The 21132-nt window shown below is 62.0% G+C and carries 20 protein-coding genes; 10 read left to right on the top strand and 10 right to left on the bottom strand.

Translation table 11 applies throughout. The features are described from left to right. Window positions 1-230 precede the first annotated feature (230 nt). The gene (locus FJ949_RS16610; RefSeq protein WP_140497378.1) at window positions 231-2342 is read left to right on the top strand and encodes a catalase; all 2112 of its coding nucleotides are present in this window, start codon (window positions 231-233) and stop codon (window positions 2340-2342) included. A 69-nt stretch (window positions 2343-2411) separates the two neighbouring features. On the opposite strand, the gene FJ949_RS16605 is transcribed toward FJ949_RS16610, so the two are convergent. Both FJ949_RS16605 and FJ949_RS16600 read right to left on the bottom strand, forming a co-directional pair. Beyond that, window positions 2412-2900 carry a hypothetical protein gene (locus FJ949_RS16605; RefSeq protein WP_140497376.1) on the bottom strand — a complete coding sequence of 163 codons (489 nt, stop codon included), beginning with the start codon at window positions 2898-2900 and terminating at the stop codon, window positions 2412-2414. 86 nt (window positions 2901-2986) lie between these two features. Then, window positions 2987-4282: an Nramp family divalent metal transporter gene (locus FJ949_RS16600; RefSeq protein ID WP_140497374.1), complete on the bottom strand. Its 1296-nt coding sequence runs from the start codon at window positions 4280-4282 to the stop codon at window positions 2987-2989. 178 nt (window positions 4283-4460) lie between these two features. On the opposite strand from FJ949_RS16600, the gene FJ949_RS30670 reads away from it, so the two are divergent. Continuing rightward, complete coding sequence (locus FJ949_RS30670) at window positions 4461-4637, top strand: hypothetical protein (protein WP_224647138.1); 177 nt, start codon at window positions 4461-4463, stop codon at window positions 4635-4637. Between the two features lie 51 nt (window positions 4638-4688). Here FJ949_RS30670 and FJ949_RS16590 read toward each other — a convergent pair whose 3' ends face one another. Continuing rightward, the gene (locus FJ949_RS16590) at window positions 4689-5000 is read right to left on the bottom strand and encodes a hypothetical protein (protein WP_140497373.1); all 312 of its coding nucleotides are present in this window, start codon (window positions 4998-5000) and stop codon (window positions 4689-4691) included. Window positions 5001-5331: 331 nt separating this feature from the next. Here FJ949_RS16590 and coxB point away from each other — a divergent pair, with 331 nt between their 5' ends. From coxB to FJ949_RS16565, 5 genes are all read left to right on the top strand, one after another. Then, entirely contained in the window at window positions 5332-6342 is a 1011-nt protein-coding gene (coxB, locus tag FJ949_RS16585; RefSeq protein ID WP_140497371.1) for a cytochrome c oxidase subunit II, read from the top strand. Continuing rightward, a complete protein-coding gene (gene ctaD, locus FJ949_RS16580) occupies window positions 6339-8282 on the top strand; it encodes a cytochrome c oxidase subunit I (protein ID WP_140497369.1) in 1944 nt (647 codons plus the stop codon). The genes coxB and ctaD overlap by 4 nt, the downstream gene beginning before the upstream one ends. Continuing rightward, window positions 8279-8881, top strand: a complete 603-nt coding sequence (locus FJ949_RS16575) for a cytochrome c oxidase subunit 3 (protein WP_140497367.1) — start codon at window positions 8279-8281, stop codon at window positions 8879-8881. The genes ctaD and FJ949_RS16575 overlap by 4 nt, the downstream gene beginning before the upstream one ends. 1 nt (window position 8882) lies before the next feature. Then, window positions 8883-9224, top strand: a complete 342-nt coding sequence (locus FJ949_RS16570; RefSeq protein WP_140497365.1) for a hypothetical protein — start codon at window positions 8883-8885, stop codon at window positions 9222-9224. Window positions 9225-9331: 107 nt separating this feature from the next. Next, window positions 9332-10702, top strand: a complete 1371-nt coding sequence (locus FJ949_RS16565; RefSeq protein ID WP_140497363.1) for a cytochrome c — start codon at window positions 9332-9334, stop codon at window positions 10700-10702. A gap of 58 nt (window positions 10703-10760) precedes the next feature. Here FJ949_RS16565 and FJ949_RS16560 read toward each other — a convergent pair whose 3' ends face one another. Continuing rightward, window positions 10761-11699, bottom strand: coding sequence for a LysR family transcriptional regulator (locus FJ949_RS16560; RefSeq protein ID WP_140497361.1), 939 nt, complete (start codon window positions 11697-11699; stop codon window positions 10761-10763). A 125-nt stretch (window positions 11700-11824) separates the two neighbouring features. Here FJ949_RS16560 and FJ949_RS16555 point away from each other — a divergent pair, with 125 nt between their 5' ends. From FJ949_RS16555 to FJ949_RS16545, 3 genes are all read left to right on the top strand, one after another. Beyond that, window positions 11825-12037, top strand: a complete 213-nt coding sequence (locus tag FJ949_RS16555; protein WP_140497359.1) for a 4-oxalocrotonate tautomerase family protein — start codon at window positions 11825-11827, stop codon at window positions 12035-12037. Window positions 12038-12070: 33 nt separating this feature from the next. Beyond that, window positions 12071-12811 (top strand): SDR family oxidoreductase, encoded by a 741-nt coding sequence (locus FJ949_RS16550; protein ID WP_140497357.1) that lies wholly within the window; start codon window positions 12071-12073, stop codon window positions 12809-12811. Window positions 12812-13206: 395 nt separating this feature from the next. Continuing rightward, on the top strand, window positions 13207-14118 hold the full coding sequence (locus FJ949_RS16545) for an alpha/beta hydrolase (RefSeq protein ID WP_140497355.1): 912 nt from the start codon (window positions 13207-13209) through the stop codon (window positions 14116-14118). A gap of 143 nt (window positions 14119-14261) precedes the next feature. Here FJ949_RS16545 and FJ949_RS16540 read toward each other — a convergent pair whose 3' ends face one another. The 6 genes from FJ949_RS16540 to FJ949_RS16515 form a co-directional block, all read right to left on the bottom strand. Beyond that, window positions 14262-15788: a M81 family metallopeptidase gene (locus FJ949_RS16540; RefSeq protein ID WP_140497353.1), complete on the bottom strand. Its 1527-nt coding sequence runs from the start codon at window positions 15786-15788 to the stop codon at window positions 14262-14264. A 9-nt stretch (window positions 15789-15797) separates the two neighbouring features. Then, the gene (locus tag FJ949_RS16535) at window positions 15798-16748 is read right to left on the bottom strand and encodes an ATP-binding cassette domain-containing protein (RefSeq protein ID WP_140497351.1); all 951 of its coding nucleotides are present in this window, start codon (window positions 16746-16748) and stop codon (window positions 15798-15800) included. Continuing rightward, window positions 16745-17662, bottom strand: coding sequence for an ABC transporter ATP-binding protein (locus tag FJ949_RS16530; protein WP_140497349.1), 918 nt, complete (start codon window positions 17660-17662; stop codon window positions 16745-16747). Before FJ949_RS16530 ends, FJ949_RS16535 begins: the two co-directional genes overlap by 4 nt. Further along, on the bottom strand, window positions 17659-18480 hold the full coding sequence (locus FJ949_RS16525) for an ABC transporter permease (protein ID WP_140497347.1): 822 nt from the start codon (window positions 18478-18480) through the stop codon (window positions 17659-17661). The genes FJ949_RS16530 and FJ949_RS16525 overlap by 4 nt, the downstream gene beginning before the upstream one ends. 3 nt (window positions 18481-18483) lie before the next feature. Further along, on the bottom strand, window positions 18484-19419 hold the full coding sequence (locus FJ949_RS16520; protein ID WP_140497345.1) for an ABC transporter permease: 936 nt from the start codon (window positions 19417-19419) through the stop codon (window positions 18484-18486). A gap of 111 nt (window positions 19420-19530) precedes the next feature. Then, on the bottom strand, window positions 19531-21123 hold the full coding sequence (locus FJ949_RS16515) for an ABC transporter substrate-binding protein (RefSeq protein ID WP_140497342.1): 1593 nt from the start codon (window positions 21121-21123) through the stop codon (window positions 19531-19533). Between the last annotated feature and the right edge of the window lie 9 nt (window positions 21124-21132).

The following is a 21132-nucleotide window of genomic DNA, read 5'->3' as shown; positions in this document are numbered from 1 at the left end:
AAATGCATGGACGTTTGTATCGTTCCGGGCGTTGAAGACAACTCTCCAGAAAATTCTGATGCGGCCGAACGATCCTGCTGCGGCCGCGCCCCCCTTGCGCGCCGTCCACCAGCGTGTTCGCGCTGGCTTAGGATAGGCGCGACGCGCCGTTGTGCGGGAACAAAGCCATGCACCGGCAGTTCGGCGCCTTGAGCCAAGTCAGCCCACGGGCGTCAATCGAGGAAAAAATCATGGCCAAGTCCGCACACCGTTCAGTTCCCAAATCGGCGCCTATGCACGATCAGAATGCCGCGCGCGGAAATGGCGGCGAATTGCACCAGATCGCGAAAGCCGACACGCCTGTTCTCACGACTGCCCTGGGAACGCCTGTCTCCGACGACCAGAACACATTGCGGATTGGCGAGCGCGGACCGTCTCTGATCGAGGACTCCCACTTTCGCGACAAGATCTTCCACTTCGATCACGAACGCATCCCGGAAAGGGTGGTGCATGCCCGTGGTTACGGCGCTCATGGCTATTTCGAGACTTATGAATCGCTGGCCAAATACACGCGTGCCGACATTTTCCAGCGCGCCGGCGAAAAGACGCCTGCCTTCGTGCGGTTCTCGACGGTCGCCGGCAACAAGGGCTCGTTCGACCTCGCCCGAGACGTGCGCGGCTTTGCCGTCAAGCTCTACACCAAAGAAGGCAATTGGGACCTCGTCGGCAACAATATTCCCGTGTTCTTCATCCAGGACGCCATCAAATTTCCGGACCTCATCCATGCTGCCAAGCAGGAGCCAGACCGGGCTTTCCCGCAGGCCCAGACCGCACATGACAATTTCTGGGATTTCATCAGCCTGATGCCGGAATCGATGCACATGGTCATGTGGATCATGTCGGATCGAGCGATACCGCGCTCCTTCCGTTTCATGCAAGGCTTTGGCGTCCATACGTTCCGCCTCGTCAATGCCGACGACGAATCCACATTCGTCAAATTCATCTGGAAGCCGAAACTCGGCATGCAGTCGGTGATCTGGAACGAAGCGGTCAAGATCAATGGCGCCGATCCCGACTTCCACCGCCGCGACCTGTGGGAAGCGATCCAGTCAGGAAACTTCCCGGAATGGGAGCTGACGGTGCAATTGTTCGACCAGGATTTTGCCGACAGCTTCGACTTCGACATCTTGGACGCCACGAAGATCATCCCTGAAGAGATCATCGAGCCAATCCCGGTCGGGCGGCTGGTGCTCGACCGCATGCCGGAGAATTTCTTCGCCGAGACCGAGCAGGTTGCATTCATGACCCAGAACGTGCCGCCCGGGATCGACTTCTCCAACGACCCGCTTCTGCAGGGCCGCAACTTCTCCTACCTCGACACCCAGTTGAAGCGGCTGGGCAGCCCGAACTTCACCCATATTCCGATCAACGCTCCGAAATGCCCCTTCGCACATTTTCAGCAGGACGGGCACATGGCCATGCACAACCCGGTCGGCCGCGCCAACTATGAGCCGAATTCGTGGGGCTCGGGTCCCCGCGAGGATCCGCAACGCGGCTTCCGCTCTTTCGCCGACGCCGAAGAGGGGCAGAAGGTGCGTCTGCGGGCGGAGAGCTTCGCCGACCACTACAGCCAGGCGCGGCAATTCTTCAACAGCCAGACAGCGCCGGAGCAACGCCATATCGCCATGGCGCTGACATTCGAATTGAGCAAGGTGCAGGCACCGGCGATCCGCGAACGCATGGTGGCGCATCTGCTGAACATAGACGAAACGCTGGCGACTCAAGTCGCCGACAAGCTTGGCATTCGAAACATGCCCGACCCCGCCGAGGCCGCCGTCCCGCCGCGCGACGACCTGCCGCCGTCTCCGGCTCTCAGCATTATCGAGAACGGCCCCGACAGTTTCAAAGGCCGCAAGGTCGGCGTCTTGCTGAGCGACGGGGCCGACACGGCCCTTTTCGAACAACTTCGCTCGGCCATCGAAACGGAAGGCGCGGTCATGGAGGTGATAGCGCCCAAGGTGGGCGGCGTCGAGGCCGCAGACGGCACCCACATCGAAGCCAGACACATGATCGACGGCGGTCCGTCGGTCCTGTTCGACGCCGTGGTACTGCTCCTGTCCGAGCCGGGCGCCGAGTTGTTGGTCAAGGAGGCAGCCGCGAAGGACTTCGTGTCGGATGCCTTTGCGCATTGCAAATTCATCGGCTTCACACCGGGAGCCGCGCCTCTCCTGGCCAAGGCAGGCGTCGCAGCCGATGCCGATGAGGGATTGATGCGGCTGGACTCCGCAGCCTCCGCCAACACATTCGTGCAGGCTTGCCGCAAGCTGCGGCTGTGGGCCCGGGAAGCGGCCGTCAAGCTGTGACGCTATCGACCGGCACGGATTCCCGTCCGTGAGCGGCGGTTCGGCCAGCGGGATTCCAGTCGGTGCGGGCTAGGGGCGGTCTTGCTCCTTGGCCTCCCGCTGTTTTCTCAGCACTTCGTCGGTTCCGACCAGCTTCTTGGCTCCGCCTGGAATGGAGGTGGACACCACCGCTGGCGGGTCGCTTGCGGGAAAGGAATCTTCCAGACCGGCCTGCAGCTGATCCTCCAGCGTTTGCGGCTCTTCCGAGCGGCCGGGGGTTCTGCGGTCCTCTATCTTTTCCAGCGGTTGCTTCTTATCCGGCGATTCGTTCGCGTTCCTGATCCAGGCATAAAGCTGTTCGATCGCGAATTCCTTGATTGCCTCGAAATCGGCTCGATCGTCCTTGGTCGCCTCGATCTGATCGACCATGGCTTTCTCGAACCGGGCAAGGCTATCACCCCCGCAGGCCCGGGAAAGACGCAACAATGCCTCATGCAGCATCATCGGGGCGAAACGAGCCGAAGCCTCGAGTCTCAGTTGCTCTAAATGCTCTTGAGTGGCGGCTTGGAGCTTTGACATGGACAGCCCTTTCTCTCACACGCATTTCAACGAGAGTTGACCGTGGATGTTCCACTGCGCCTGAACGTCCTTTCCGCGCCGGCGAACTACATGAACCAGGTCGCCACCAGTCCCGCGGACGCCGCAAAGACCGCTATGGTCGTCACGCCACCCAGAATGTTGGTGGCCCTGCTGTTGACCTTGTCGCCCATGATCTTGCGATTGTTGGTCATGATGAGCATGAGAAACAGCAGAGGTGGCGTTGAAAAACCCTGCACGATGCCGGACCAGACCAAGGCTTTCATCGGGTTGAAGCCAAAGAAATTGAGAACGACCGCCACCAAGGTGATCACTCCCGTCGCGATGTAGAATTTGGGCGCGTGCCGGGGCTTGGCGTTCAGGCCATTCTTCCACCCCATGGCCTGGGCGAAATCGAAAGCGGCGCCGGCCGTCATGACCGGCACCGCCAGGAAACCGACGCCGATCACCCCGGCCGCAAAGAGAATTCCCGCCGCGTCGCCCGCAAGCGGCCGCAGCGCTTCGGCCGCCTGCGCTGCCGTTTCGATCTGGGTATGCCCCGCCTCGTACAGCGTCGATCCGGTCGAAAGGATGATGAAATACATGATCAGGTTGGAAAAGATCATGCCGATCAGGATATCGCGCCGGGACCGGCGGAGTTCACCCTCGGTGGCTCCCTTGCGCTCTTCGAGGCTCGTCCTGCCCTTGGCGATCTCCTCCTCCACCTCCTGATTGGACTGCCAGGTGTAGAGATAGGCGGACAGCGTCGTGCCGATGATGGCGACGATGATGGACAGATATTCGCGGCTGAACTCGATTTTCGGCAGCAAGGTGCCGCGCAGCACCGAGACCACATCCGGCTTGGCGAGCACAGCGGAGACCACATAGGCGAGCAGGGCCAGTGCCAACCATCGGAATATGTTGCGGATTAGCTTGTAGGATCCGAACATCTGCAAGGCAAGAATAATCATCGCGACACCGATGACGACCGAGTTTGAAGGCAGCGGAACGAACAGCACGACAGCCGCCGACATCGCGCCAAGGTCGGCGGCTGCCTCGATCGTGTTGCCGATCAGCACGCCCACCAGCACGGACCACAGCAGCCAACGCGGATAGAAATCGGAAATGACCTTGAAAAGACCACGGCCCGACACCTGGCCAAGTTTGGACGAGAGATAGACGACGATGTACATCATCGGGAGAGTGACAGGAGCCGTCCACAAAAGGTCGGGCCCGAACCGGGCTCCGGCACTCGCATAGGTGCCAATGGCCGAGCAATCGTCGTCAGCCGCCCCAGTGATCAGTCCGAGCCCGAGAGCGCGTGTGATGCCGCCGTCTTTTCGCTCTCCCTCGCTTCGGCCGGCATCGTCAGCTGCTCCACTCATGGGAGATGCGTGTCCAACGAGACCACACGGGAAAAAATCATGTCGATTGTTCCGACCAAGTGCCGATGCCGAGATTGAGGTTCGAACCTCCGGTCAAGCTTTTTGTTCCTGTGGAAGCCAACCGCCAATGAAACGCAGCGCCCGCCTTGGCCGTTGATGCGGCTGGAGCCGCATCGCCTTGAAGATCGACATGGATATGCCTGGGACCGACGGTCGAAAAGAGTGCGGTGAGGCTCTTCACCCGCACCTTCCCCTCGCCGGCCTGATCTATGGCGGGGCGGCGCTGCTCATGGCGACCCTCTGGATCCGGGAAAGCGGAAGACGGCAGGCCCGACACGACCTGCGTGCCGTCTGACACCGAAGAATCGAAACAAAAAGCCAACCGCGGGGCGATCCACAGCCGCTGTCAGGCGGAACCTCGTCCCGGTAATTGCGTCTCTTCGCTGACCTGCTTCCGCAGCTCCTCACGCGCGCGTTCCACCTGGCCCTCGCCCGCGGATTGCGAGGCGCTGCGCCCCGACCGATCCAGCCTGTCCAACTCGTGCTCGACCGTTTGGCGAGAGCCCTCCGCCGGATCCTCTTCCGGATGGCTGTCCGCAGCCTGTTCCTGCCGCGTCTCTTCCCTGCCTCGGCGGTCGTTGCGCGTCGCGTCCTGGCTGCGATCGTCCTTGCCTGCGACGCTTCGATTTCCGCCGGCCGTTTTGTCTGTGTTGCTCATGGCTAGTTCCTAAGCTTTCGCGACGTGGAACCGTCCGATGCGCGTCCCGCGCCTTTGCCTGGAGAAACGGACATATCCGCCATTTGGTTGCGCTCCCGGCGCGCAAGCATCGGCCCGGCGCCAATCGCATGGCGGAGAAAAGCCGGCCATCGTTGCCAAGCATCCTTTTACAGCGATTCGCGTTATCGCCTTGGCATCCATGGGGATTTCACATGGCAAGATGCACGGGCCCGTCCATCCGCCTGCGGCAACGGCGGCAATGGCCCATTGCGTCCGCCTTTGCACGTCCAGCTCGAAGCACGTCCGGCAGCCGTCTTCCAGGCGTCCTGAAATGGCTCGCCTCGCGTCTACAGTGGTCTCGGCACCGGTCCTGAGCGGGTGCAGCGGCTGGCAATCCGCACTCCACGCACATGGTGCGAATGCCCATGCGATTCTCGATCTCCTCTGGTCTTTTGGCGCGGTGGCGACCATCACCTGGCTGCTCGTCATGCTGGCCCTGGCAATGGCGCTCTTCCATCAGCGCCGGGCACAAGCAGGACCCCCGCCGCTAGTCATCGACAGCCATCAGGAGCACAGGTTTAGCCGCGCGGTCGGAAGCGCCGTCGCGGCGACCGTGCTGGTTCTCGCGGCGCTGACGATAACGAGCTTCTTCGCCGGCAAATCCATTGCCTCGCTGGGCGGAAAGGAGACGCTCACCATCCGCATCACAGGGCATCAATGGTGGTGGGAAATACGCTATCCCAACGATGATCGGTCGCGCATGATTGTCACGGCGAACGAGATCCATCTTCCCGTCGGCGAACGGGTAAAGGTGGAACTCGATTCGACCGATGTCATTCACAGCTTCTGGGTGCCAAGCCTCGCCGGTAAAAGGGACCTCATTCCGGGCCGGCCGAGCGAGATCACCCTCATTGCCGACAGGCCTGGTATCTATCGCGGCCAGTGCGCCGAGTTCTGCGGCTACCAGCATGCTCACATGGCCGTCACCGTCATCGCGGAAAGCCGCGAAGCGTTCGAGGCATGGCGGTCCAGACAAGACGCCGCCGCCATCGCGCCTGCCAGCGAGGAGGAACGCCGCGGCCAGCGGGCTTTTCTTTCCACCGGTTGCGCGCTCTGCCACACGATAAGGGGGACGCCGGCCAAGGGAGCGGTCGGGCCCGACCTTACCCATCTCGCACACCGGCGTGCATTGGCCGCCGACACGCTGGCCATGACACCCGGCGCGCTCGCCGCGTGGATCGCCGATCCGCAATCCATAAAACCCGGCGCGAAGATGCCGCGCATTGCTCTCAGCGCCGACGATCTTCGTGCGGTCGTCGCCTATCTTGGAAGTCTTGAATGAGTGGCGTTGCCGGGAAGACGGCTAGGCGAAAACAGGAAGCGGCCCTGAAAGGCATCCGCGACACCGGGCTCGACGAGGCAAGACTGCACGACTATCTGGCGCATGCCTGGCGGACGCCGAACGGCCTCTATGGTTGGCTGGTCACGGTCGACCACAAGCTGATCGCCCGGCGCTATATGGTGACGGCCTTCCTGTTCCTCGCCCTTGCAGGCCTGTCGGCACTTGCCATGCGGTTCCAGCTTGCCACGCCGGAGGCACGCCATATCGGCCCCGATCTCTACAACCAGCTCTTCACCATGCATGGCACGACGATGATGTTCCTGTTCGCCGTACCGGTCATGGAAGCGTTCGCCATCTACCTGGTGCCGCTGATGATCGGCACCCGAAACGTCGCCTTCCCGCGGCTCAACGCCTTCAGCTACTGGGTCTATCTCTCCGGTGGGTTGATGATCTGGATCGCCTTCGCTTTCGACACCGGCGCGGATGCCGGCTGGTTTTCCTACGTGCCGCTCGCCGGACCTGAATATGGGATCGGCAAGCGCCCCGATTTCTGGGCGCAGATGGTGACCTACACCGAAGTGTCCGCACTCGCGGTCGCCGTCGAGATCATCGCGACTGTGTTCAAGCAGCGCGCCCCTGGCATGTCGCTCGATCGCATCCCGCTCTATGTCTGGTCAGTCCTCGTCATGGCTTTCATCATATTGTTCGCCATGCCCGCGGTGATGGTGTCGAGCACCATGCTGATCCTCGACCGGCTGGTCGGCACCAGGTTCTTCGACCCGGCGGCGGGGGGCGACGCACTGCTCTGGCAGCACCTGTTCTGGTTCTTCGGCCACCCGGAGGTCTATATCATCTTCATTCCCGCGATCGGCTTCGTCTCGGCTATCCTGCCGAGCTTCGTGCGCCGTCCGGTCTTTGGCTATCTCGGGATCGTGCTGTCGCTGGTTGCGATCGGCTTCCTATCCTTTGGACTATGGGTGCACCATATGTTCGCCACGGGCCTGCCGCAGCTCGGCGAAAGCTTCTTCACCGCCTCCTCGATGATGATCGCCATTCCGAGCGGCATCCAGATCTTCTGCTGGATCGCGACGATCTGGGGCGGCCGGCCGATTTTTGCCACGCCGCTGCTTTTCGTGCTCGGCTTCATCTTCACCTTCGTGATCGGCGGGCTGACCGGGGTCATGGTCGCCTCGGTGCCGCTCGACCTGCAGGTGCACGATACCTATTTCGTCGTCGCACATTTCCACTATGTGCTGGTCGGAGGCGCCGTCTTCCCCCTGCTCGGCGCCGTCTACTACTGGTTTCCCAAGATCACCGGCCGCATGCTGTCCGAGAGGCTCGGCCGCTGGAATTTCTGGCTTGTCTTCATCGGCTTCAATCTCACCTTCTTCCCGATGCACATCCTTGGCTTGCAAGGCATGCCGCGGCGCGTCTACACCTATCCGCCGGCGAGCGGCTGGGGCGGCACGAACCTGTTCATCAGCATCTCGTCGCTGGTGGTGTTCGCCGGCTTCGCGCTTCTCGTCCTGAACATGCTGCTCAGCCTTCGCAACGGTCGCCTCGCGGGAGACAATCCCTGGGGGGCGAGCACACTGGAATGGGCAACGACGTCACCGCCGGCTTCCTACGATTTTTCGCGCCTGCCAGTGGTGACCCATCGCGAGCCGCTCTGGGCCGAACCCGACATACTCCCGGTGGTCGAGGGCCTGCGCGTCGATGCGCGCGAAGTGCTTGCCGGCACGGTCGCCGATGCGGTGCCGCAACTGCGCGTGCCATCGGCCGACAATTCGATCCGGCCGCTGCTCTCGGCCATCGCCGTGGGTGGCGCGTTTCTGGGCTCAATATACACGCCATGGGCGGTGGTCTGGGGCGCGATACCGGTCTCGATCGGCTTTATCTGCTGGTTCTGGCCGAAAGGCGAGCCGGAGGACGAAGAATGAGACACCGGCCAACCGTCGACGTCAGCCACCTGCCCACCTATGATTTTGGATCGGCAAGCCCGATCTGGTGGGGAACGGTGGCCTTCATCGCCCTTGAAGCAACCGGTTTTGCCCTGGCGATCGGTACCTATTTCTACCTGGCTGTGCAGGCGCGGCATTGGCCGATCGGAGCGCCGGCACCCGATCTCCTGCCGGGCACGGCAATATTGATCATTCTGCTTGCCAGCGCCGTCCCCAACCGTCTGATCGATCTTTGGGCGCGGCGGCAGGACCTTGTGAAGGTGCGCATCGGCATCGTCGTCATGTCGATCGCCGGAATTCTTCCCCTGATCGTGCGCATCTGGGAATTTCCCGCGCTCCGGATCTCCTGGGACCAGAACGCCTACGGGTCGATCGTCTGGCTCCTGCTCGGCCTGCACACGACACACCTCCTCACCGATGTCGGGGACACGATCGTGCTCGCGGTTCTCATGTTCACCAAGAAAGGCAACACCGGACGCCACTTCAGCGACGTGTCGGACAATGCCTTCTACTGGGACTTCGTGGTCGTCTCATGGGTCGTGCTCTATCTCGTAATCTACTGGGTTCCGAGGATGTAACATGCAGGCGATCCGCACGGGCGTTTCCTGGGCAGGCATGGCCACCGGACCAACGGCGTGGGCGATATCGCTGCAGCTCGACTATTCAATCGCATATTGGCAATGCGACGCCGGGTTTCGGCCCACTGTTCTGTTCTCGCTGACAGGCGCCGCCGTCGCGGCGCTGGGCGTCCTGTCGTCATGGCGCGCCGTTCATGATCCAGGGCACGGCACGAGCCCGCCCCTGAAGGCGCGCACGCGCGCGTTTCTGGCCAGGACTTCGGTAGGCATCGGGGCCCTGTTCACGCTCGTCATGCTGGCGCAAATGGCGGCCGGATTGATCTTCAGCGGATGCGAACTGTGACTGTGCAGCGGAGCCGACGAGCGGTCATCCGCCATGGGCAGCGTTTGCGGTGGCCTGCTGCGAGCGTTCCGTTCCTCGCCGTTCTCCTACGTGTAGTCGCGGCCGTCATGGCGTCGCTGGCGCCTGGCACGCCGCTGCGGGCGAACGAGATCCAGAAAGGCGAATATCTTGCCCGAGCCGCCGATTGCGTCGGCTGCCACACGTCCAATCCGAGCCGGCCTTTCGCCGGAGGCTATCGGGTGCCGACGCCGTTCGGCGATGTCTATTCCACCAACATCACACCGGACCTCGACACAGGCATCGGGCGCTATTCCGCCGACGAATTCGTGCGAGCCGTGCAGAAAGGCGTCAGACGCGACGGGGCCGATCTCTATCCCGCCATGCCATATGACAGCTTCGTCGGGATGAATCGCGAGGATGTGCTCGCGATCCGAGCCTACCTGCTCACGACCGCGCCGATTTCTCAGCCGCCGCCGCCAAACATACTGCCCTTTCCATTTAACCAGCGCTGGACGCTCTGGTTGTGGAAACTTGCCAACCTCCACGCCGGCGGCTTCGGACCAAATCCAAGCCGAACCGGCGCATGGAACAGGGGCGCCTACCTGGTGGAGGTGCTTGGCCACTGCGGCGCCTGCCACACTCCAAGGAATACGACGTTCGGCATGGATGAAGATCGCAAGCTTGCCGGCGGCAGCGCCGGTATCTGGCAGGCGTTCAACATCAGCGGCGACAAGATCGCGGGCATAGGCGGCTGGAGCGATGAGGAGCTGTTTCGGTTTCTCAAGACCGGCGCCATGCCTGGAAAGGCATATGCGGGCGGTCCGATGGCGGAAACGGTCATGAACAGTCTGCAATATCTTTCGGACGACGACATTCATGCCATCGTCGCCTATCTCAGGACCGTGCCCGCCCAATCGGGAGACGAGAAGCGGCCGCGCTTCGCGTGGACCAATCCGCCCGCAGCCGCCCGCGATGCCGGGACGAAGACCAGCGTGGAGGGCAGCGGGGTCGCGGTGGGCGACGATCTCTACCGGTCGCTCTGCTCGGGATGTCATGGCCTGAATGGAGGCGGATCGGCGGATGGCACCTATCCATCACTGACCAACAACAGCACTCTCGGCGTAACCTCGCCTGAGAATGTCGTCATGACCATCCTTGAAGGCGTCAAGGCAGGCGGTGTCGCGGGCCGCAAATCGATGGCGGCCTTTGACGGCTGGCTGGACGACGGCCAGGTGGCGGCCCTTGCAAACTATGTGACAGCGCGCTTCGGAAACCCGCAAGTCAGCGTCACGGCAGCCGATGTGCGCCAGATGCGGGCAGGCTCGACGACAGAGCAGACGGTGCTGGTTCTGGCGGCCCAGGGGCTGGTGGGGGGCGGCATCGTATTTGTGCTTGGTCTGGCGCTTCTGCTCGCCAGACGCCTTGGCCTGAGAAGGCACCAGAGGCATCTCACATTCGTGTCAAGGGGCAGGCCATGAGACGGTGTGCCGAAGCGTGGCGGACCTGTTCCGCCTTTCCGTGCAACGATGAACTGCCTCAGCTTGATATCTCGACCGAGCCCTTCTGAGAGGAACTCCCGGCAACGCCGCGAGGGGCCCGAAAAACCTCCGCCAGCCAATCAATGAACACCCTGATCCGCGAAGACAGATGGCGGCTCTGGGGATAGAGCACGGATACGGGTATCGGCGGTGGTGGGAAGGCTTCCAGTATCGGAACCAATTGCCCGGTGGCGATCTGATGCTCTACGCGATAACGCGGGACCTGTATCAACCCGAGCCCGGCGACGCCGGAGGCCGTGTAGATTTCGGCGCCCCGGACGACGATATCGTAGGGTAGTGGAACCTCCCTTGCCGCGCCGTCCATCTCGAATTCCAGCGGGTACGGCTGCCCTGTCGCGGAGGCGGTATAGGCAACCATGTGATGGCCGCCGAGATCATCCGGTGTCGAAGGGACGCCGTAACGTTCAAGATAGGCTGGGCTCGCCAGGGTGAGTTGCTCGAATGCGGTTATTCGGCGACCGATCAGAGACGAGTCGGACAGCTCGCCGGCTCGCACGACGCAATCGACGCCTTCAGTGATGAGGTCGACCATCCGGTCGCCTTCGCTGAGGCTGAGCGAGATGCCGGGATAGCGCGTGATGAACTCGGGCAAGGCGGGCATGACGAAAAACCGCGCGATGGTCCCCTGCATATCCACACGAAGCGGACCCTTGGATTCAGCATTCCTGAAGACGCTCTCCACCTCATCCAGGTCCGCAAGGAGCCGGATGCAGCGTTCATGGTAGAGTGCGCCATCGAGCGTCGGCCTCACATTTCGGGTTGTCCGTTCGAGGAGCCGAACGCCGAGATCCGCTTCCAGGCGCTGGATCGCATGAGTGGCAGTGGGCCGCGGAACCTGCAGGTCCCGCGAGGCCTGGGCAAAGCTCCCACGCTCGACGATCCTGACGAAGAGCCGCATGACGTCGATACGATCCATGACCATCTCGTAGTCGATTGTTATGGTTTTTGAAATGGTGATGTTGAAATCGGCTTTCTAGTGCTGGTTTTAAAAACGGCTACCTTCACACCATTCAAGTCCTCAGATCGACAGGAGTGAAGATCATGCCTTTCGTCAATTTCAAGGTCCCCGAGGCGGCGCTGAACCGGGCCCAGAAAGAAGAGATCGTCCATCGGGCCACCGCGATGCTCGTGGAATATTTCTCCGAGGCCGCTCGGCCGCATACCATGGTCCTGATCGAGGAGGTCAAGGACGGCGGTTACGCCCGCGCCGACGAGGTCTTCGTGATCCCGCAGGAATATCGAGCGAAGGATTGATATCGGCAACAACACGGCAAAGGAACAACCACAATGACCACCTCAACGAATAGGGTTGCAATCGTCACGGGAGCCTCTCGCGGCATCGGAGCGGCCATCGCCCGCCGGCTGGCGAGCGACGGCCTCACGGTCGTGGTCAACTATGCAGGTAGCACCAAAGCGGCCGCCAAGCTGGTGGATGAGATCGAAAAGGCCGGCGGTCGGGCCACCTCCTTCCAGGCCGATGTCAGCGACCCGCAAGCTGTGAGACGGATGTTCGATTCCGCCGAAGCGGCCCATGGCGGCGTCGACGTGCTGGTGAACAATGCCGGCATCATGAAGCTCGCACCGGTCGCTCAATTTGATGATGCGACTTTCGATCAGACCATCGCGATCAATCTCAAGGGCACGTTCAACGGCCTTCGCGAGGCGGCGAGGCGCCTGCGCGACGGCGGCCGCATCGTGAACTTCTCGACCAGCGTCGTCGGACTCTATCAGCCGACCTATGGCGTTTATGCGGCCACCAAGGCCGCGGTCGAAGCGCTCACCCACATTGTGGCGAAGGAGTTGGGATCCCGCGCCATCACGGTCAACGCGGTTGCGCCGGGGCCGGTGGCCACCGAGCTTTTTCTCGAAGGCAAGGATCAGGCTACGCTCGATCGTATCAAACAGATGAACCCGCTCGGCCGTCTGGGCGAGGTCGACGACATCGCGCGCGTCGTCTCCCTGCTGGTTGGACCGGACAGCGGCTGGATCAACGGCCAGATCGTCCGAGCGAATGGCGGGGTCATCTGAGGAACAGGATCATGAAGCAAGTCCGGCTCGGATAGGGGAAGGCTTTCCGTGAACGGGCTGCCTCGGACGGAGGTCGACAAGAGCGGCCTGATGGTCGCATGCCAAGGAACCCGATCGCGCCGTCCTCGTTGGGCAGGGATGCAGACCCACGCGCGCTTCATCATGCCGTCAACCGCGGCCACAAATGCTCGACATCGCCTTTCTGGAGGAAGGCGCGAAGCATGACACAGCGGCTTTGCTGCTGCACGGCTGGCCTGACGACGCTACCACCTGGGTTTCTGTCGCCGAGAGATTGTCCAGGGCCGGAATTCGCACCATCGCACCATGGCTGAGAGTTTCGGTCCGACCCGCTTCCTGTCGGATTCCTCGACAAGTCTCTGGATACGGAGGACGAGATGATTGCGAACTGGACTCTGCCTGAACGCTTCATCTACCGCGGTCATGCGATCGCCTGGGGCACGCTCGGCGAGGGACAGGCTGCGGTCCTCTTGCACGGCTCGCCATTTTCCTCGCTGGTGTGGCGGCGAATTGCACCGTGGCTCGCGCGGCACCGTCGGGTTTTCTATTATGATTTGGTAGGTTTCGGGCAGTCCGACAAGCCGGATACCGACGTTCTGCACGGTCTTCAGAATGGACTTTTCGCGGCGCTGGTAAAGCACTGGGGTATAGAGCGCCCGGACGTCGTCGCGCATGACTTTGGCGGGTCTGCCGCGCTGCGCGCCCATCTCATGGACGGCATCGACTACAGCAGCCTCATGCTGATCGATCCTGTCGCAATCAGCCCGCAGGGATCCGCGCTGGTGCAGGCGGCCAAGACGCACCAAGACGTTTTTGCCGGTCTTCCAGCCTATATCCATGAAGCCGTCCTGCGCGCGTATATCGGTGCCGCAGCGAAGCACAAATTGCGCGAAGAGGAGATGCGGCTTTATCTCCAGCCTTGGCTTAGCGAGGAGGGCAAGAAGGCGTTCTGGCGCCAGGTGGCGCAGATGGACGACAAGTACAGCGAAGAGGTCGAGGACCGCTACGGTGAAATCCGCTGCCCCGTGAGCATTCTTTGGGGCGCCGAGGATGAATTTATCCCGTTGAAAGATGGTGAAGAACTCGCGCGGCGCATCCCAAACGCTCCATTCATTGTCGTACCGGATGCGAAGCATCTTGTTCAGGAGGACGCGCCAGAGGCTATCACCGCAGCCGTTCTCGACTTCTGGCACCGGGACGGCGCGCGTCACGATGCAGCGCGGACGCCGCCGTTTTCCGAGCCTCGAAGAACGGCCCGGGCAGGCCCGCAGGCCGGAGCGAATAGATGAGCTGAAGCGTATCGGCGATGTCTGTGACTTGACGGTCGATGATCGATCGCACCGCCGTCGCCACGCAGGGCCTGCGAAGAGTGCGCTCGCTGTCAGCATTCGCATCCAGGAAGGGGCCGTCTGCACTGGCCCGCTTTGGTAATTTAGAATGTGTCGACCAAGGGACGAACGAAGCGCTCGAAATCCTTGTCGAGCGGCCAGAGCGGGCGCGGCGCGTGGATATAGGGGCGCCGCTCTGCCCGCGGCGTTGCCAGCGCGCCTGCATCGCAGACGATGACCTTGCCCGATATCGGCTCGAATGCCGCCCGGAAATGCTGCATCGATTTCAGGACCAACACGCGGCGAGCCGTCGGTTCTATCCCGAAAGCGCGCAATTGCTGAAGGTCGACCATCTGCTGCGCTTCTGAAACGACCAGGACTTCGATCCCGTCGACATCGATTACGGCGGTGGGTCCGAAACTATGGGTGAGCCCGCCCTGAATCGGTCCGTCGCCGACATAGCTGCCCTCCGAAAGCCTGGTCAGCACACCCGTCACCGTTAGCGGGCCACCGCCGAAGTTGGCGTCGCCCTTGCCGCCAATCGTCACCGTCACAGTCTCGCCTTCCCGGTGACGGTGCAATTCATTTGCCGCTTGAGGATCAATCATCGGCGCGAGAACCGCACCCTTTACCCCTGCATCAAGCAGGCCCTTCAACAGCGCGGTCGAGTCGCCGTAGGAGCCGGCGCCGGGATTGTCGGCGTAATCAGCGATAACAAGTGGCTTGTCGCCGCGCCAGGCATGCGCCTCGGCAGCAGCCTCGTCGACCTCGATGAAAACATTGCGCTTCCTGGTCCGGCCCTGCCAGATCCTGTCCGCAAGTTCCTCTGTCACACGCATGGCGGCTGGCTTGGCGCCGGGATCACGGCTGTCATAGGTTGCGAGCACGGTGGGACCGACGCAGGACACGTCGGCGCCCGTGAAGGCTGCATTGACGGAAACCGCGAGCAAGCCCTCGGCCTCGGCCTCGCGGGCGCGGTCATAAAGGGCCAGCGTCTCGGGAATGTCGGTGCGGCCGGAATTCGCTTCGTCCAGCATCGGCACATGCGCCCTGACGGTCCGGGGCGCGATTTCACCTTTCATTGCGCGATCCAGGATACGGGCGGCATGCGCGCCGATTTCGCGCATGTCCACATGCGGATAGGTCTTGTAGGAGACAAGGATCTGCGCGTCCCGGACCATGTCTTCCGACACCATCGCATGAAGATCGAGCGTTACCGCGACAGGAATGTCCGTTCCAAGTTCGGCCCGCAGAAGGCCTAGCAGATACCCTTCCCCGTCCGGGCAAAACTCAGGCACCATCGAGCCATGAAGTCCAAGCAGCACTCCGTCGAGGCGGCTCTTGTTCGAACGCGCTGCCTCCAGGATAATACCGGCGATGTGGTCATAGGCAGCTTTCGTCACCCGCCCCCCGGGCACGGCATGTGCCGAAATCGCGTGGATCACGTTCCAGCCCGCCGGTTCCGCCACATCCATGAATCCGGCAAGTTCGGTATTGGCGTTGCGCCGGGCGCGGATCGCGTCGTCGCCAAGGAGAAGCGTGTCCACCTGAAACTGCGGCAAGTCGGTACGGAAGCGCGAGAACGTATTGCTCTCGTGCATGAATTCGCAGGTAAGGACATTGAAGGTCATGGGCAATTCCTATTGCGCGAGACGCACGCGATGACCGCGGCCGATCTCGACAAGCTCGCTTGACTCGGGTTCTTCGTCGGGGTCCGGACGGCGCGAAATGTCGGGCGAAAAGCGGGCGGCGTCTGGGACGAAGGCAGCATCCGGCAAGGCGCGTGCCCCGGTCAGGATCGCGTCGGGATCGGGAACCGAACCGATCAGGCGACGCGTGTAGGGATGCGTCGGGCGACTAAAAATCGAATGCCAGTCACCCTCTTCCACCACGCGGCCGAAATACATGACGGCAACCCTGTCGCTGACATGCTCGACCACGCTCAGATCGTGGGAGATCATGATGTAGCTCAAGCCCAGCGTTTCCTGCAGGTCCATCAGCAGGTTGATGATCTGCGCCTGGATGGACACGTCCAATGCCGACACCGGCTCGTCCAGCACCAGGATCTTCGGATCAAGCATCAACGCCCGCGCGATGCCGATCCGCTGGCGCTGCCCACCGGAGAATTCATGCGGATAACGGTCGGCGTGATCGGGCGTCAGGCCGACGCGGGTCAGCATCTCGGCGACGCGGTGGCTGGCCTCGCTTCCCTTGGCAATTCCATGCAGGGAAAGCTGCGAGGACAGCATGCGGCCGATGGTCTGGCGCGGATTCAGCGACGCATACGGGTCCTGAAACACCATCTGAGCGATGCGCGCGCGCTCCTTGCGGGCGGGAGCGCCAGGGCCTGTCAACGGCTTGCCCTGGAACAGGATTCTTCCCGAAGTCGGCTCCTGCAGACCCATCACGGTCAGCGCGGTGGTGGATTTTCCGCAGCCGGATTCACCGACGATGGACAGGCACTCTCCGTCGTTCAGGGTCAGATTCACGCCCTGAACGGCACGAAGCGTCCGCTTTGGCCCCAACAGCGAGCGACGCGGCAGCGGGAAATGGACGTTGAGGTCGCGGATTTCCAGAAGAGGCTGGTTCATGCGGTCGCCTCCAGACCAAGGCCGCGCGGCGTGGTCAGCGTCGGTGCGTCGCGTCCACGCTCCTCGCTGCCCACGACCTGGTCCAGTTCGGTCAGGCGGGCGCGTCCAACCAGCGTTCGCGACCCCAGGCGAGGGCGTGCCGCGAGCAGGCCTCGGGTATAGGGATGCAGCGGATTTTCGAACAGAGCCTTGGTGTCCTGCTCCTCGACGAGCCGCCCCCGGTCCATGACCCCGACGCGCCGGCACATATTGGCGATCACGCCCAAATCGTGACTGACCAGCAGCACGGCCGTTCCTTCAGCCGTGCAAAGCTCGGCAAGCAATTCCAGGACGCCTGCCTGGACCGTCACATCAAGTGCGGTGGTCGGCTCGTCCGCAATCAGCAGGTCGGGACGGCAGGCCAGTGCAATGGCGACCATGACGCGCTGGCGCATCCCTCCCGACAGTTGATGGGGGTAGGACAGGGCGCGTTCCTCGGGCGCCGGCACACGAACACTTTCCAGTGCCTCGACGGCTTTCCTGCGCGCATCCGACCACCCGAAGCCCCTGTGAACGACGAACATTTCCGCGATCTGACGGCCAATCGCCATCAGCGGATTGAGCGCCGTCATGGGCTCTTGAAACACCATCGCCATACGGTCGCCGCGCAGACGGCGCCTGGCGCGGCTGCCAAGCTTCAACACGTCCTGGCTCCGGAAGAAGATCGAGCCGCCGGTCACCTCCAGCGGGCGTTTAAGCAACCCCATCACCGAAAGGCCGGTGATGCTTTTGCCCGAACCGGATTCGCCGACAAGTCCGTAAGTTTCCCCAGGCAGGATATCGAAAGACACGCCGTGAAGGATTTCGTTCCGCTTGCCGACGCCGATGCGCAAGTCGCGGATGGACAGAACAGGGTCGGGAAGAATGCCGCTCATGCCTGCCTTATCCTCATATGCGGATCCAGCATGTCGCGCAGCCCGTCACCGAGCAGATTGAAGCCAAGGACCGTGGCGAAGATTGCGAGGCCGGGGAACAGCGAGGCCCAGGGGGCGGTGCGGATCAGTTCGCGCGCGTCGGTCAGCATGTTCCCCCAGCTCGGCTGTGGTGGCCGGATGCCGACGCCGAGGAAAGACAGTGCAGCTTCCGCCAGAACCGCGCCGCCGATGCCAAGTGTCGCGATGACCAGCACCGGACCGACGATATTCGGCAGTATCTGCGTGCGCATGATGTTGGCGTCGCTGAAGCCGGCCGCCCTGGCGGCCTGCACGAAGCCCTGATTCTTGAGCGACAAGGTGGAGCTGCGGGCGATGCGGCAGGTCCAGGACCAGTTGGTCAGGCCCAATGCGATCAGGAGACTTGGCAAGCCGGGTCCCAACACCGCCATGATGGCGAGCGCGAAGACCAGGGATGGGATCGCCAGCATGACGTTGGTCAGCCCGTTCACCAGGTCGTCCCACCAGCCTCCGAAATAACCGGCCGAAACCCCAAGCGCCATACCGATGCACGAGTTGATCAACTGCGAAACGAGGCCGACGGTCAGCGACACCCTGGCGCCGTAGAGGATACGGGAAAAGACGTCGCGACCCTGCCCGTCCGTGCCCAAAAGATGGTCCCAGCTCGGCGGCATTTCAGAATTCATCAGGTCGGCGTCGAATATCGGGTTGTACGGGGCAATCCAGCCGGCGCTGACGGCTGCGGCGACCACGAGCAACGCCAGCGCCAGGCCAAGGGCGAAATTGAAACGCAACCGCATGGATCAGGCCACCTTGATGCGCGGGTCGATCATGGCATAGGCGATATCGACCAGCATGTTGATGACAAGGAACCACAACACGATCACGATGACCGTACCCTGAACCACGGGAATGTCGCGTGCCGACACGCTGTCGACCAGAAGCGACCCGATCCCTGGCCAGGAAAACAGTTTCTCGATCACGATCGCCTGCCCCATGAGCGAACCGATCTGAAGGCCAAGCGTGGTCAGGATCAACACCAGCACGTTGCGGGTGACGTGACTGCGCACCAGACGCGGTTCGGTCAACCCTTTGGCTCGCGCCGTTCGCACGAAATCCGCGTTCATCACGTCCAGAACGCCAGCGCGGGTGGTTCGCGCCAGGAGCGCCATCGGCGATACGCCGAGCGCGATGGCAGGCAATATGATGTAGCGGATGCCGCCGGGCTGGTAGCCGAAGCTCGGCAGCAGACCGAGCTGCAGCGCAAAGACGTACATTAGCAGCAAACCTAGCCAGAATTCGGGAACCGACAGGCCGGAAACCGCCAGCATCATCGTGCCGGTGTCCAACACGCTGCCGGGCTTCAGCGCGGCCAGAAATCCCAGAGGAATACCGACTGCCGCGGCAAAGCCCATCGCCGCCAGCGCCAGTTTGATCGAAGGCCAGAGCCGCGGCTCGATCACGTTCCACACCGGTTCGCGGGTGCGGTAGGAAATTCCAAGGTCGAAATGCGCCAGCCCCCACAGATAGTCCCACAGGCGGACCGGCAGAGGCTTGTCCAGCCCGAACTGCTCGTTCAGATGCGCCATCACATCGGCATTCGTGGCGTTGCGCCCCTCCGACATCAGGCTCGATATGAAGCTGCCGGGGACGACGCTGAATATCACGAAAATGATCAGCACGACCGCCAGCAGGGTCGGGATCATCTGCAGCGTGCGACGAAAGATGAAGCGCGACATCCGCGAATCCTGCCTTTCAACAACTGGGCGCCATGCGGCGGGCGAGGAGTGGGCGCCATGCGGTGGGCGGGGCCGTACAAACCGGTCCCGCCCGCCAGCTATGCCATCGCGCTACTTGCGTGATGCGGGTGCGCTGTCGTCGATCCAGATGTCCTCGTAATCCTGGATAGCCAGTTCCGCGCCGTTCGGCTTCAGCCCGTGGACCCATGGCTGGTAGGCCATGACGGCCTTGTTGTAATTGAAGAACCAGACCGGAGCCTCGTCCTGCAGCAGGTTGTTGGCTTGCCTCAGAAGATCGTTCTGTTTGGCCGGATCGGTTTCGTTGCCTGCCTGCTCGATCAGCTTGTCGAAGTCGGCATTGTTGAACTTGACGTAGTTGCAGGCGGTTTGCGATGTCTTCGAATAGAAGCAGTTCAGATATTTCAGCGGATCCGGGCCCGACGAGTTCGACCAGATAAAGGCATCAAAATTGTCGGACAGGATCTTGTCGGACAGGACCGAGCTTTCCACCGGGTCGGTCGTCACGGTGACGCCCACCTTGGCCAGCATCGGGATGATCGCCTCGACGATCGGCAGGCCCCAGCTTTCGTTCGAGGTCGCGGTGACCGAGAACTTCAGACCGGTCTCGAACCCTGCCTCCTTCAGCAGTTCCTTGGCCTTTTCCGGATCATAGGCATAGGGCTTGGCGTCCTTGTCGAAGGCCGGCGATGAAATCGGCAGCCAGGAGACCGCGGGATAAGCCTTGTTCTTCAAGAGCTTCTCGACAATCAGGTCCTTGTTGATCGCATAATTGATCGCCTGCCGGACGCGCTTGTCCTTGAATGCCTCGACCTTCGGATTGAAGCCGATATTGCGGGTGTAGACTTCGGCCACCTCAAGGATGTGATCCTTCAGCGCCGGATCCTGGCTGTAGGCCTCATACTGCACAGGGCCGAGAACGTTGGTATCGATCTCCGCGTTGCGGAAGGCGACGTCGCGAGCCGAAGCTTCGCCCATCAGCATGATGTCGAGCTTGTCGAGATGCGGCTTGCCCTTCTCATAATAGCCGTCGAACTTCTCCAGTTCGACCTTCGAGCCCGCAACGTAATTGGCGAGCTTGAACGGGCCAAGGCCGTTCGGCTTGGAGGCCAGCTGATCCTCCGGATAGTCCTTGGAGTAGATCGGCGCATAGTTGGACATCAGGTTCCAGCCCGGATCGGCCAGGTTGATGAAGGTGATTTCGATGGTCCTGTCGTCGATCTTCCTCAACCCGGAAATATGATCGGCCTTGCCTGCCTGAAATTCGGCGACGCCGGCGATCTGCAACATCTGCTCGGCGCCCGGCAGGGCCTTCTTGGGATCGGCAAGACGGTTGTAGGACCAGATCACGTCATCGGCGTCGAGCTTGTCGCCATTGTGAAAGGTCGCTTCCCGGAGCTTGTAGGTATAGGTCTTGCCATCCGCCGACTTCTCTACCGTTTCGGCGAGGTCGAGCTCAGGCTTGCCGCTTTCCGGGTTCCATTTGTAGAGGGAGCGGTTGATCGCTTTGGCCACGATCTCGTCTTGCGTATGCGGTGTCGCCGTGATGTCCAGCGATGTGATGGAGTTGCCATAGGGCGCGGTGAACACCAATTTCCCCCCATCCTTCGGTGTGGCGTCCTGCGCCAGCGCGGCGGTCGCCGTTCCAAGCGCAAGCGCCGCGATCAAGCCAAGTCTGTTCAACATCCCTCAATT

This window comes from Mesorhizobium sp. B2-4-1, from assembly GCF_006442185.1.
Taxonomy (GTDB): domain Bacteria; phylum Pseudomonadota; class Alphaproteobacteria; order Rhizobiales; family Rhizobiaceae; genus Mesorhizobium.
The sequence above is the reverse complement of the archived record's forward strand: the minus strand, read 5'-3'. Positions and strand labels throughout refer to the sequence as shown.

Excerpts from the sequence above, each read along its gene's own strand:
- FJ949_RS16520 (WP_140497345.1), bottom strand. The coding sequence starts at position 19,419 with ATGTCGCGCTTCATCTTTCGTCGCACGCTGCAGATGATCCCGACCCTG.
- FJ949_RS16610 (WP_140497378.1), top strand. The coding sequence starts at position 231 with ATGGCCAAGTCCGCACACCGTTCAGTTCCCAAATCGGCGCCTATGCAC.
- FJ949_RS16575 (WP_140497367.1), top strand. The coding sequence starts at position 8,279 with ATGAGACACCGGCCAACCGTCGACGTCAGCCACCTGCCCACCTATGAT.
- FJ949_RS16590 (WP_140497373.1), bottom strand. The coding sequence starts at position 5,000 with ATGAGCAACACAGACAAAACGGCCGGCGGAAATCGAAGCGTCGCAGGC.
- FJ949_RS16530 (WP_140497349.1), bottom strand. The coding sequence starts at position 17,662 with ATGAGCGGCATTCTTCCCGACCCTGTTCTGTCCATCCGCGACTTGCGC.
- FJ949_RS16600 (WP_140497374.1), bottom strand. The coding sequence starts at position 4,282 with ATGAGTGGAGCAGCTGACGATGCCGGCCGAAGCGAGGGAGAGCGAAAA.
- FJ949_RS16535 (WP_140497351.1), bottom strand. The coding sequence starts at position 16,748 with ATGAACCAGCCTCTTCTGGAAATCCGCGACCTCAACGTCCATTTCCCG.
- FJ949_RS16515 (WP_140497342.1), bottom strand. The coding sequence starts at position 21,123 with ATGTTGAACAGACTTGGCTTGATCGCGGCGCTTGCGCTTGGAACGGCG.
- FJ949_RS16605 (WP_140497376.1), bottom strand. The coding sequence starts at position 2,900 with ATGTCAAAGCTCCAAGCCGCCACTCAAGAGCATTTAGAGCAACTGAGA.
- coxB (WP_140497371.1), top strand. The coding sequence starts at position 5,332 with ATGGCTCGCCTCGCGTCTACAGTGGTCTCGGCACCGGTCCTGAGCGGG.
- ctaD (WP_140497369.1), top strand. The coding sequence starts at position 6,339 with ATGAGTGGCGTTGCCGGGAAGACGGCTAGGCGAAAACAGGAAGCGGCC.
- FJ949_RS16570 (WP_140497365.1), top strand. The coding sequence starts at position 8,883 with ATGCAGGCGATCCGCACGGGCGTTTCCTGGGCAGGCATGGCCACCGGA.
- FJ949_RS16560 (WP_140497361.1), bottom strand. The coding sequence starts at position 11,699 with ATGGATCGTATCGACGTCATGCGGCTCTTCGTCAGGATCGTCGAGCGT.
- FJ949_RS16565 (WP_140497363.1), top strand. The coding sequence starts at position 9,332 with ATGGCGTCGCTGGCGCCTGGCACGCCGCTGCGGGCGAACGAGATCCAG.
- FJ949_RS16555 (WP_140497359.1), top strand. The coding sequence starts at position 11,825 with ATGCCTTTCGTCAATTTCAAGGTCCCCGAGGCGGCGCTGAACCGGGCC.
- FJ949_RS16525 (WP_140497347.1), bottom strand. The coding sequence starts at position 18,480 with ATGCGGTTGCGTTTCAATTTCGCCCTTGGCCTGGCGCTGGCGTTGCTC.
- FJ949_RS16545 (WP_140497355.1), top strand. The coding sequence starts at position 13,207 with ATGATTGCGAACTGGACTCTGCCTGAACGCTTCATCTACCGCGGTCAT.
- FJ949_RS16550 (WP_140497357.1), top strand. The coding sequence starts at position 12,071 with ATGACCACCTCAACGAATAGGGTTGCAATCGTCACGGGAGCCTCTCGC.
- FJ949_RS16540 (WP_140497353.1), bottom strand. The coding sequence starts at position 15,788 with ATGACCTTCAATGTCCTTACCTGCGAATTCATGCACGAGAGCAATACG.